This window comes from Priestia endophytica (assembly GCF_026790145.1).
GTDB lineage: Bacteria > Bacillota > Bacilli > Bacillales > Bacillaceae_H > Bacillus_I > Bacillus_I endophytica_A.
The window spans coordinates 1-12,935 of record NZ_JALAMS010000004.1 but is presented as its reverse complement, the minus strand read 5'-3'; the positions used below and the strand labels follow the sequence as shown (position 1 = coordinate 12,935).

Annotated in this window: 10 protein-coding genes; 6 read left to right on the top strand and 4 right to left on the bottom strand. The window is 33.1% G+C overall.

Going from position 1 to position 12,935, the window contains the following annotated elements:
* Nucleotides 1–523 precede the first annotated feature (523 nt).
* Complete coding sequence (locus MOC86_RS06515) at nt 524–1,117, bottom strand: DUF3967 domain-containing protein (protein WP_268583355.1); 594 nt, start codon at nt 1,115–1,117, stop codon at nt 524–526.
* 1,025 nt (nt 1,118–2,142) lie between these two features.
* Between MOC86_RS06515 and MOC86_RS27450 the strand changes: the two genes are divergently transcribed.
* Nucleotides 2,143–2,265, top strand: a complete 123-nt coding sequence (locus MOC86_RS27450; RefSeq protein ID WP_419146608.1) for a DUF3967 domain-containing protein — start codon at nt 2,143–2,145, stop codon at nt 2,263–2,265.
* A gap of 769 nt (nt 2,266–3,034) precedes the next feature.
* On the opposite strand, the gene MOC86_RS06510 is transcribed toward MOC86_RS27450, so the two are convergent.
* Both MOC86_RS06510 and MOC86_RS06505 read right to left on the bottom strand, forming a co-directional pair.
* A complete protein-coding gene (locus MOC86_RS06510) occupies nt 3,035–4,030 on the bottom strand; it encodes an HTH domain-containing protein (protein ID WP_268583353.1) in 996 nt (331 codons plus the stop codon).
* 406 nt (nt 4,031–4,436) lie between these two features.
* Nucleotides 4,437–4,610 carry a hypothetical protein gene (locus MOC86_RS06505; RefSeq protein ID WP_268583352.1) on the bottom strand — a complete coding sequence of 58 codons (174 nt, stop codon included), beginning with the start codon at nt 4,608–4,610 and terminating at the stop codon, nt 4,437–4,439.
* A gap of 449 nt (nt 4,611–5,059) precedes the next feature.
* Between MOC86_RS06505 and MOC86_RS06500 the strand changes: the two genes are divergently transcribed.
* The 5 genes from MOC86_RS06500 (at nt 5,060) to MOC86_RS06480 (ending at nt 11,143) form a co-directional block, all read left to right on the top strand.
* Complete coding sequence (locus tag MOC86_RS06500; RefSeq protein WP_268583351.1) at nt 5,060–5,983, top strand: S8 family peptidase; 924 nt, start codon at nt 5,060–5,062, stop codon at nt 5,981–5,983.
* A gap of 492 nt (nt 5,984–6,475) precedes the next feature.
* Nucleotides 6,476–6,661 (top strand): holin, encoded by a 186-nt coding sequence (locus MOC86_RS06495; RefSeq protein ID WP_268583350.1) that lies wholly within the window; start codon nt 6,476–6,478, stop codon nt 6,659–6,661.
* Nucleotides 6,662–7,360: 699 nt separating this feature from the next.
* Complete coding sequence (locus tag MOC86_RS06490) at nt 7,361–8,692, top strand: N-acetylmuramoyl-L-alanine amidase (protein ID WP_268583349.1); 1,332 nt, start codon at nt 7,361–7,363, stop codon at nt 8,690–8,692.
* Between the two features lie 293 nt (nt 8,693–8,985).
* A complete protein-coding gene (locus MOC86_RS06485) occupies nt 8,986–10,257 on the top strand; it encodes a S8 family peptidase (RefSeq protein WP_268583356.1) in 1,272 nt (423 codons plus the stop codon).
* A complete protein-coding gene (locus tag MOC86_RS06480; protein ID WP_268583348.1) occupies nt 10,250–11,143 on the top strand; it encodes an endonuclease I family protein in 894 nt (297 codons plus the stop codon). Before MOC86_RS06485 ends, MOC86_RS06480 begins: the two co-directional genes overlap by 8 nt.
* Nucleotides 11,144–12,049: 906 nt before the next feature.
* On the opposite strand, the gene MOC86_RS06475 is transcribed toward MOC86_RS06480, so the two are convergent.
* Nucleotides 12,050–12,622 carry a recombinase family protein gene (locus MOC86_RS06475; RefSeq protein ID WP_268583347.1) on the bottom strand — a complete coding sequence of 191 codons (573 nt, stop codon included), beginning with the start codon at nt 12,620–12,622 and terminating at the stop codon, nt 12,050–12,052.
* Nucleotides 12,623–12,935: the final 313 nt, after the last annotated feature.

Sequence of the window (12,935 nt, the reverse complement as noted above, 5' to 3'; positions counted from 1 at the left end):
TCACTTCATGGGGTCAGTCCCGTAAATCAATGGCTTTTTATATAATGACAACTACTCAAATGATTTCTCCATATCAACATTTATTCTTCACATTCCTCATATTCCTCATATTTATCCTCATATTCCTCTTCTCTATAATATCTATCTTTTTTATTACGTTTACCAAACATAAAGTCATCCCAATTCATAATTATCACTCCTAAAATGAGAAATGTGTTGTAATTTATTATATGTTTTTTTAAAAAATATACTTGTACTAATAACCATTTTTAATTATTAACATAAGCCCAAACAATCTTTAAGTAGCAACATATCCCACATGAATGTTATATGCATTTTAGTTAACATAAAAATCAGGAAGGTGAAAAAATGTACTTTATCACAGGTTCACTGTTTATAGCTTTTTCATTATTAATGTACTTTTTATTAAATACCTTTTCTCAATTATCCCCAAACGAAGTTGTACTTCCTGATCGGGATGTTTCTATTAGCTTATTTTATTTGATATTGTATATATGAAGTTTTATTTCCAAAATTCCCACCACTTTTTCTCTTGAGATGAAGCAATCATCTTTTTCGTTTCCTGCACCTCATGAATTAAAGATAAAAAATTTTCATCTCTACCGTTTAAACTTTCATCCATAGTCTGTTTTAACTGTATATTTTGATTCTGCAAAAGTTCATTTTGAATTTTTAAATCCTTGAGTTCCTTCTCCATTGAACCTAATTTATTAAAAATATCTTCAATATATTTCAGATTATCAGTTAGTCCTGGAACAGCACTATTCTCATCCTCTTCTTGGAGTATAACATCGTTAGTTCTAACCTTGTTCTCATCAAGAATAGGACCTGTTCTCTCATTATCGGGAAACATTGTTAATACTACATTTCCTGCTGTTTCCATAGTCATACTTTTATCTTGGACAAGATCCTTCATTCTTTGAAGTAGTAAAATATCTTTACTAGTAAACGCTCTAGAATTATTAGAACCTCTTATAAATTTATATCCTTTATTCTCTAAAGTAATACAATATTTAGTTAAAGAGCTTCGAGCAATTCCTAAAGTTTTAGACACTTCACCACCAAGGTAAACTACTTCATTTCGTTGTTCTGACATTTGTTCACCACCTATTCTACCTATTTTTTAATCATTATATATAAAACCATATTTAACAACTTTTTCGACTTAGAACATTGTTCTCCTTCTTATTCTAAACAAGTAATCCAATACAATATTTTTTATACAAGGACGTTAATATAAACTTTATATTTAGATATCCATAAACTTGTTCTTATCCAGAATAGCACCTATTCCGGATAAGCTTTTTTCATCGCCTTTAGGGTAATTTTTATAGCCTTCAGTCCATAGTTTTTCACGGGAAACATCATGAGTTTAGTCTTGTAACTCTATCGCATAATTGTTATTTAATTGAGAGTAAGGAGGGACAACTTTTTAAAAGTAGGTTAAACTGTTGATATTACAATATTTTTGGATAATTCCATGGTAATGAAAAATCATATATGTAAAAAATTAACGTAACAATAAAAGAAAGATATAAAAAAGTAATACAACGTATAAAAATTATATCTTTGTTATTTAAAAAATTTAAAATAGCTATTATAATCCCTACTATTACTAAAAATACTAACTCTATAAATATGTTTATTATATATTTTATATTCATTTTTTATGTTATTAGGTGGGTATAAATAATATTACTTTGATTTTTCAATATATATTAGGTTTAATTATATAAAAAATGTAGTTATTATTATATTCACTATACGTTTACTTTTAAATGATTTATTTTAAAAAATACTCATAAAGGAGATTGAACATAAAATGGTGAATCCAACCCTATATAACGATAAAGAAGGTAAAGTTTATGGGGGATAATAACTTAACTTTAAACCCTTTTAAAATGGGTTTATACTAACTCCATTATTATCTATATAGGTAGGTGAAAACAAAGGTAAATATAGATTAGAAAACAAGGTTATTCTATTAAACAAATTAACCATTATCTCTCTACAGGAGATAATCCTTTAAAACCTGCAAGGCCCCCGGAGGATCCGGTTATATTAGAACCATAGGTTATTAAGGAACAGTTGAAAAGACAAGAAGAATTTAATCATGCTCTTATGACTCATTTAGAGAAACAACAAGAGTACATACAGAACTCCTTAAAGAAAAGAGACCAACAACTTATAGACGTAGTTAAGGAGTCTCAGCAAACAAAATCTGAAATGGCTGCATCTATCTAAACAGAAGGGGTTTCTTGCACGATTATTTTCTTAAACAGGGAATAATCGTGTTACAAAAATCAATATAAAGAGCATGTTTTGAACAAAGATTGATTAAAATATGCTCTTATTTCGTATTTTAGACTTCTTAATTTTTCTATTCTTCATCCTCAAAATCATAAAGATAGTGATTATCTATAGTATCCAAGTAGCTCACTAAACACTTCCAGCAAGTTCTCCAGGTCTACAACTACGTTTTCAGGTTCATTAATATAAAACTGAGCTTCTTTCCTAGAATCTAATGTATATCCATAAAAGTCAATACTAGACTTCCGCTGTCTATTCTTCTAGAGCTCCTCAAATTATATATAGCTCCTTTAAATACTTCCCAAAAGGTTTAATCCGTGAATTGAATGTGTCAATTTTATTCATACTCTCTTCAAATTTATTAACTAATTCCTTTGTATCCTCTAATAAATCCATTAAATCATGAGTTGGTTCAAACTTTTTATTGGTTTTAGTCAATATATTCAACGATCAATATATAACTTTTAGATATATTTCAATACCATGATTAATATTAAAAAGTATAGGATAAATCAACATATCTGCCCCTTTACTCTTATTATCTTTGAGACAATATCTCGTTAAAATAAGACTTGAACATATAAACCCTTCTCCTAAAACAATCATAGTTACGAATATACTCATGTTTTTGAGTCCGCCAGTTTATATAAGCATTTTTTTCAATATCTGCATTATAAGAAAAAACAGCAGTCTTATATTTTTTTTAAGAATAATGGGCTAAAATAGCCTTCATCCTAACCAGTTCATCCTCTGCTGATTCAGCATTTATAGAAGAAAGTTCTTCTTCTTTTACTTCTTCTTCCCCTTGTTGTTCTTGGAACCAATCCGGGAGCATTTCTTTACGCACAATTTTACGTGGGGTTACAACTACAAACTCCTTTTTATCTGCTGTTTGCACAAGTTCATTAAATTTATTTAAAGCAATACGATACACCAACTTACATTGCTCTTCAAAACTCATAGAACGCGTTTTTATGTATGTAAATAAAGCATGAATAGATTCATAAGCAATAGAGTGAATATCCTTTTTAGAAAGAGTTATAGATAAAGACTGACATACTTTTTGAGAAGCGACACGTACACGTAAATAAAGATCTCTTAAAGAGTCTTTAAACACATCTTTAAAGGTTTGACTAATTAGTTTAGGGACTCCCTTGATAAAAGGAATCGTTTTGTACATAAAATGATTTTTAATATAATTATTTTTAGGTAAAGAATAGGTAGAAACTTTTTTCGACTCTTCATCCTTACTCTCACAAGGGATTTCAGCATTTTCTGCTTGGACATCAGCTTGGACATCAAAGCCAAAATATGTCGTCCAATGTGCGAAATAAGGGTGGTTCACAAAGAAATAAACGGCAGCGCCTCGACCATTATGTTTAGAAGAAGAACGATGAGCCTTCACGATCTTTCCAGCTTCTTCTAAAGTTTTCATGACACGACGAATTGTACGAGCAGAAACATCGTGTTTCTCAGCAAAATAAGTATCTTTAGCATAAACAAAGCCTTTATTGGTTGCTAGAAAGCAAATCATATCAATCGCGTTACGTGTTTCTGATTTTAAACGAGCATATGAATCTCCAAATGCAGACTCTACGATACTTAATAGTTTGTACTTCATTTGTTTCTGTTCATTTTGTGTTTTCGTATAAGATTCATAGTTCTGTATACGGACAAAATCATCACTGAAAATCAACATATTTTTTCTCCTCTTTTCCTGCGGAAAAAGAAAAAGGAGAATACAATAAACCCCTTGAAATTGCGTTTATTATGTCGTACAATACAAACATAAAAAACGCAACAAGGTTTGAGGTAAGTGTTTACCGTGGCGTCTTCACGGTGAGCCGTCGTAGGATGTTGTCGCATCACTACGATTGCCTTGAACCTTTTTGCAATTCCGAACTGTTTAATTGGTGTTATTATAGCAAAGTCTACCAATGAATACAATGGATTTTCGACCTAAATTTGTACAAATCCCTCAAAGGTACTAGTATTTTTTAATTAATATTTTCATTTAGAACCATGTTCTAAATGAAAATATTAATTAAAAATAAAAGTATTCCATTAAGAGGGGGCTTTTATTATGTTTACAGTATAGTTAAATGCTAAGGTTGCGCCTTCCAAATATCGCCCATCGTTGAAATTTCCGCGTTTACTCCACACCCTTTGCACCACGTTAATAAATTTTCTCTTCGTACGCTTGTAATTGTGTAAAAGATGAGGAAAACTCGTTGTAGACCCAGTGCTCGAAAAAGAGGCCCATACAATTTTCTTCCCATTTTCCCTCATCTCCTGTTTGATGTTCAATCCACCAAGATAAATAACACCATGAAGGTTAAAGAAAGCATCACAAATCAGTCGATACATTTCTCCCTGGATTCCCTATTCGTTAGAACGTTCTATCCTCCTATCTTTCGGACACCTATAATACAAATAAGTATCATCTAGTCCGACTTTATATTCGAGTTGAGTTGGAAGGGGTCTTCCCTCCCTTTATATCCCTCCTAAGTATTTACATTAGGTCTCTTGGAAATCCCTATTTCTTAAAATCTAGCAGAAATGTTTTTTATAATACTAGGATGGTGATACTACACTTTTAATATTTAATCATTGTTTCATCATACATAGGTGAAAATACAAATTTCAGCAATATATGTGGTTGTCCCTTTCAATTCAATGTTTCGACGCATTTACTATAGTGATATTGATTTGAGAGGATGAAATAACCATGAATAATGTTCGTCTCGTCCCATTTAGATTGGGAGAAATATTGGAACAATCGGAAGATCAAACACCTTATGGTATAAAAATGATTAACGCCCCTTCACTATGGCAAGAGGAAAAGGGAAAGGATGTTGTTATAGCTGTATTAGACACAGGATGTGACATATCGCATCCCGACTTAGCCGATCGTATTATCGGTGGACGAAATTTTACAGGTGGTGATCCAGAGGATTATACTGATTCCCACTACCATGGAACCCATGTTGCGGGAACAATTGCAGCTTCATTAAATGAACAAGGAGTTGTAGGGGTTGCCCCCGAGTGTAAACTCTTGATTCTAAAGGTATTAGATGAAAATGGCTCTGGTTCTTACCAAGGTATTATTGATGCTATTGATTATGCGAGGGAATGGCGTGGTCCAAATCAGGAGCAGGTAAGGATAATATCTATGTCCTTAGGGGGACCTGATGATGCCCCTGGATTGCACGATTCTATTAAGAAGGCAGTTAGTGCTGATATTGCAGTCGTTTGTGCAGCTGGTAATGAAGGTGACGGATCAGACCGGACGGATGAAACGGCCTATCCGGGTTATTATAAAGAGGTTATCCAAGTTGGTGCTGTCGATGAGAAAAAACAACTCGCTGAGTTTTCCAATACAAATGATGAAATTGATTTAGTAGCACCAGGTGTGGAGGTTATGTCTACCTATCCCGGGAATAAATTTGCTAAATTATCTGGGACATCTATGGCTACCCCCCATGTTAGCGGGGCTATCGCAATCATTATTAATAAAGAGGAGAAAGAATTTGGACGTCGATTAACTGAACCTGAAATCTACGCCCAATTAACTCAAAATACAGTGTCTATAGATCTGTCCAAAAAAGCCCAGGGAAATGGTCTATTATATTTATACGGAAACAATAGGTAAATTAATTTTTACGTGCAATACCATAATTCTAAATACCAACAATGAAGGTGAATTCCTTATTTATATGCCTTCAGGCATACTTTCCCCTTTTTCAAACCCCGAATCATTAAATACAGGTTGGATTCTTTCCTATGCTTATAACTCAAGGTTTAAAAATATGAGAAGTAGCCGGACCTCCTTTTGGAAAACATCCGGCTGCTCATTTAACTTATTTCCCGAACCCAAAGATTCATTATTACCTATCCTCATACTAAAACGTTTACCTATTCTCCTACTATCCTGAATTGTTTGTATTGATTTCTCATATAAGTAAATTTTATTCTCTGATTGATTTTTGAATTTTGTAAACTACCGATATGTCTCAAGATTAATAGGTAATGTTAGACAAAAGCATATTTTTTGATTTTTCTAACATTTTAACTACGACAAACATAAAAAAGTGCATATTATATTTGTATAGCAGTAAATACTTTATGATAGGAGGAATTCAACATGAAACGTTTTAAAAGTTATACCCTATGGGTAGCAGTATCAGCCTTCATCGGAATGTTTGTCCAGGATTTAGGGATTGATATTGCACCGGAAAGATATACAAATTACGTTGATTCAATCTTATATATATTAGTTTTAGCTGGCATTATTAGTAGCCCGGACAAAGAGAAACTGAGAAAAAAATAGAATTTAATCTAAAAAATATTATACTTTTATCTCCGTAAACCTCTTAGTCAAATCTATCTTATCGTCATTGACCACAATTAGTAGGAATCTAACTTCGGTTTGTCGTGCAAAAACTATATTAAAATGAAAAATATTATGACCTAATATAGGACAAGTGTTTGGAATATACAGAAGACTAGAATATAACTCAAACAAATTATATATTAAATTCAGCTTCATTTCGGACAGACTCTCCCTATCTTCGGTGAATCTGTCCCTTTTCTTGTTATAGGTCTTTCTATAACCTCATAATCGAAGTGGTACTTTAAAGGCATCACTCCATCCAAGAGCGATAAAATAATTTCGCCCGGGACAGAAGTAAGTATATTGTGGGGATGCGATAGTTTATATAATACATGTAGGGGGTACTTTTTAGATATTCCTATTTCTTAACACTGAACAATATTTTCAATTTAAATAACTTATACATGGATGGATTGGATTTTATTACATGGGAATATGTCAGAGGAAACCATATAACCTTTCTCTAATTGATTATTGAAGAAACGTTATGTATCTCTTCCTACTGTTTATGTGATGGTGTAGATCCAGGATATTTTATCATATTGGAAGTATCGTTATATCAATGTTTATTTTGTAAAGGAAACATATGATTGGATTTTGTTATATCGAAATTGTAAATGAAACGGAGGATATCTTATGAAAATCTACTTAGATCCAGGTCATGGTGGTTCTGACCCAGGGGCTATGGGGAATGGTTTGAATGAAAAAGAGATTGTATTGGATATTGCTCTTAATATACGTACGCTTTTAACCCATAATTATGAAAATGTTGAAGTGAAAATGAGCCGTACAGGCGATACTACGAAAAGTTTAGATCAGCGTACAGGTGAAGCAAATTCTTGGGGAGCCGACTATTATTTGTCTATACATTGCAACTCCTCTAACAGTTCTGCACAAGGATATGAGGATTATATTCACAATAGTTTATCCGATTCTTCAACAACAGCTAAGTACCAAGATGTGATTCATAGGGAAATAGTCAAGGTCAATCAACTCCATAATCGTGGTCATAAAAAAGCAAACTTCCATGTTTTGCGTGAAACGAATATGCCAGCTTTACTTACAGAAAATGGGTTTATCGATAATAAACAGGATGCTGCCTTAATGAAAGACTCTGTATGGCGTCGGAAAGTAGCACAAGGTCATGTCGATGGTTTAGCAAAGGCTTTTAATCTAAAAACAAAGCTCAATAAATCTGGAACAATTTACAAAGTCATAGCCGGATCTTTCAAATCAAAGGAAAACGCAGAAGAACGTGAAGATATGCTACGTTCAAAAGGTATTGAATCTCTTATAATGACTATAAATATTTCTGACGTAACATGGTATCGAATTCAAGTTGGATCCTTTTCAAAACGGGAGAATGCAGAAAATCGTGTGGAGGAGGTTAAGAGGGCCGGGATTAATGATACCTACATTGTTACTGAGGAAGGAGAGCCCAATCAGAAGTACACTATATTAGGTGGAACGTACTTGTCCCCATTATTAATGGAACAATATGTAAGAACTATTAATCCAGATGCGATAGCATTAGGAATGTATTATTTAAACTTCGGTGAATATTATGGGATTAGAGGGGATATTGCCTTTGCCCAAGCCATCCATGAAACAGACTTCTTTCGATTTACAGGAGTCGTACAACCTGAACAACATAACTTTTGTGGATTAGGAACAACAGGTCCTGATAATCCAGGAGCAAGTTTTGATACACCAAGGGATGGGGTAATCGCCCATTTCCAACATTTATTCGCTTATGCATCGACTAAACCATTACCAGATAAATATCCGTTAATTGACCCTCGTTTTAATTTAGTACAAAGGGGGACTGCCACAACATGGGTCGCATTAAACGGAAAATGGGCAGTTCCGGGTGATAATTACGGACAAATCATTTTAAATATATACAAAAGAATGGTTAATAATACTATAAAAACACTAGAGGAAATTCTTCAAGGAATTAAGGACTAATACCAATTCACCCCCCTAGTAAATTTTTAAAAAATATAAATTTTACTAGGGGGGTGAATCCTTCCATCACAGTCGTACTAATACTATCAATTTGAAGGGGATATATGAGTATATATAGACTTACTAGAGTTCTTGCACTATAATCTAAAATTCCCCTGAGCCCCAGACCCTAATTTCTATTTTTTTAGTTTTTTTGCCCTTTTTGCTGATTTTTGTATGTTTTTATTATTCCCCCCTATAAATTTCACATAATATATTGTATTGTATGAAATTTCAAAGAGGATTGATTGGTAATGTTGGAATTTTCCATGATTCAATTAGTTCGACGGATGGGAAATAAACTGGATAAAAACATGCAACAAAAGCTAATAAAAAGTTATTCTCTCTTTCGTTTCGCTCCATGTTTTTTACACCGTCCCTTAGAATATATGAGGAAAAAGATAAAGATACTACCATTAATTATTGAGTTTAAACAAGATTCTTTCAGGGACGGTTTGAATGATGTAAGGAATACGAAATGTCATATGCTTAATGAGTTCCCTTCTATTTCTTGTTGTGCCACTAAATTATCATTAGAAAAAATTGAGCAATTGCTCGAAAACTGCTGTCATATTAAAAAAATCTATTATGATCGGAAAGTGACGGCATTACTTGATATAGCCCCCCCAGCGATCCACTCCAATCAATTAAAGGAGAATAGTCTAACAGGAAAAGGTGTAACCATTGGCATCGTTGATACAGGTATTCATCCACATCGAGATTTACAAGGACGAATCAAAGGATTTAAGGATTTTATTAATAATAGAATTGCTCCGTACGATGATAATGGACATGGTACACATTGTGCAGGGGGTGCGGCAGGTAATGGGTCTATATACAACGGAAAATACCAAGGTCCATCACCGGAGGCAAGCTTAATCGGGATTAAAGTTCTAGATAAGATGGGGATTGGTTCACTTTCTACTGTAATATCTGGTGTTGAGTGGTGTATTCAAAATCAATCAATGTTAGGTATTGACATTCTCTCTTTATCACTAGACTCTCTTGCAACACAGTATGCCGAAGATAATCCAGTCGTAAAGGCTGTTGAAAAGGCATGGGATAATGGCATGATTGTTTGCGTGGCAGCAGGTAGCACTGATTCATTACAGGGAATTATTTCTATTCCCGGAATAAGTCCTAAAGTGATCACTGTGAGGACTATCAGCGATAATAATACTATTGACTATTCTGATGACTCAGTAGCCAATTTTCCAGGCCGTGTTCCAACAATCGATTGTCTAAAGAAACTGGATCCTATAACACTGAGGGAAAATATTATCTCTCTACAATTTCCGAAATTTACCATTGATAGACTGAATTCAAACGTACATGTTGATACAGATTACGTTTCCCTGTTATGTACCTCTATGGCTACACCGATATGTGCAGGTTTAGCAGCACAACTACTACAAAACCAACCAAATTTAACCCCTGATCAAGTAAAACAACAACTGATAATAAATATATGTCAAAATATTGGACAATCATCTAATACCTTAAAAAAGGAGAAATCTAATGGATAACATAGACTTAAAATCTTCATTGCTAGAATTGAAGCGTAACCAAAGAAAGATAAAAAATGAAAAAGATTATTATGATGAGGAAAAGAATCAATCTATAATCAATAATTATTATCAAGATATTAATTTTGATGAAATGGACAAAAAAGAATTGTTTAAACAACTGAATGAGTTAGTTACTAACACACATGATAATCATCTTCCTTACAATTCTGAGACTAGAAATTATCTTTACTCATGGGTGGATCTTCATTTGGACGGGAATTTGAAAAGTATATATTCCGGAGAAGAAAAGAATCCAGAACAAGTCATGAAAGAAGATTATAAAGTAGACTTGAAAAGAAAAGAGGTTTATCGGAATTTATTAAAAAATGACTCAGAAAACGATAATCGTGCACAAGAGATAATAATGTCTATTGGAAGTGAAAATAATTATAATTGCGAACATGTAGTGCCTCAATCATGGTTTGATAAGGATAACCCGATGAGAGGAGATTTACACCATCTTTTTACTTGTGAAGTAAAATGCAATTCATCAAGATCGAATTTCCCTTTCCATGATTTCTCTGATTATTCGCCTGATATGGAGATAAAAGCGATTAGAACAAATTGTGGGAAGTATGAAGAGGAGAAATTTGAACCCGAAAGCGGTAAAGGTGAAGTTGCTAGAGCTACATTATATTTTTTAATAAGATACCCGGGTGAAATCAATCAATACAGCAGTAAAGATATTGAAATGTTGCTAAAATGGCATAATGATTACAAAGTATCTATTTATGAAAAACATCGAAATATGGCTATCTTTGATAAGCAAAAAAATAGGAATCCCTTGATTGATTTTCCACAATATGCAGATAGAATTGATTTTACGATAAGTTTATCAGAGTAAAAGAGTAGACTTGAACATGAAAGTACAATTATTAGGAAAAACGAATTAGAATGAAGTCAAAAATGTAAGAGCTGCCTCTGATTCACCCGATGGCTCCTATTATTATAGATATGAAAGAGATTTAGGTTATGTAATCGGAGATCATAAACTTAACACATCAAAAGTACATGTAACTGAATTTACTACAATAAAGGATGATGAAATTCAAGCAGATAATGCCACAGGTGGACACAGAAATATTGATCCTTTCCCCAAAATTAGGGATAGAGTGTCTAGTTCATTTACCCAAGGGGATAGAGCCGTAGGTAACCAGCCTTTCGAAGTCGTGGCAAGCGCATTTTGCTTTATAGATATGGATTTCCTAAGTCGCCCGTTGAATTTGTATTCTTATATTGAAAAGAGTTCTGGTACTGCTGGAGGTTGGGGAAAGTTTGAAAAGATTTTTTAATAATTAATAAGTAAACCAACCATATTTATCGAGGTTAACTATCCATCGTTAACCTTGATTTTTTAGGAGTTGTTATATATTTTTGTATCGTTCCTTGCGATTACTGGGATCTACATAGTTATTTTCATATTAGTTTATGGGGTAATTCAAAGTCGGAAAGTCAAAAAGATCTCCCTTACTATTATATGTTCTTATGGCTATTTATTGCCTTATCTATTATACCTTTTTTAAACTTTTAACCACTTTAATATCTTTTTCTCTAAATTGTATGTTTCCTTACACCTTACAAAACATTCGCTTTTGAGACTTCTTTATATAGAAGATTAAATAACTGTTAATTTAAACTTATTTTGTAAAACAAAGGCCTAGGAACCATTCTCATAATGGTTCCTAGGCTTAAGAACAAGACTATCTCAAAAACTTCAGATAATATTGCTACTTTTATTTCTTTCATATAGTCACCCTTTATTCAAGTTGGAAAGTTTATCTATATATCGATAGATCGTGGTTCGGGAAACATTCCACATCGCTGCAATATCTTTTATAGGTGTTCCATTGGAAACTAACATTTGTAACATATCTAAGTCTTTTTGAGTGAATTTTTCAGGTCTCCCTCCTAAACGTCCCCGAGCTCTTGCAGCTTCTCTTCCTGCTGCGGAACGTTCAAGAATCAGATTGCGTTCAAATTCGGCAAAGGCTGCAAATAAATGAAACATGAGTTGACCAGTAGAATTTTTTTTATCCATCGTAATATTCTCTTGCAAACTAAAGAAACTAATTCCCTTTTCATTCAAATCATTAACAATTTGAATAAGTTCTTGTATATTACGTCCTAACCGGTCAAGCCTCCAAACGACCAACGTATCTCCTGGTCGAACAAATTCTAATGCAGCTTGTAAACCCTCTCGCCTTTTTTTCACTCCACTGATTTTATCTACAAATACCTTTTCGCAACCCGTGTTCTTTAAACTATCTTCTTGTAAATCTAAATTTTGTAAACCGGTTGAAACTCTTGCATATCCAACTTTCATTTTTACACCCCATTCTTATTGTACCATAACTTAAAATAGAGATTGATACTGAACATAGATTTTGTGATGGGTTATTGAACATAAAAACTATAAATATCTTAATCTTTTCTCGTAAAAAGAGATGTGTTCAGAAAGTGATGATTTTCTGGACGCATTTTTAAAATGAGTTTGGGTACAAAGATTGTATTTATTTGAAAGGGGTATATAGATTCCTAGTAGAGTCTGCTTTTATGCAGCCATTCCAAATAATTTACGAATGAACTTCATTTGGTTTTGGACAGACTTATCCCACTGAATATACCCCTGTCAAGTA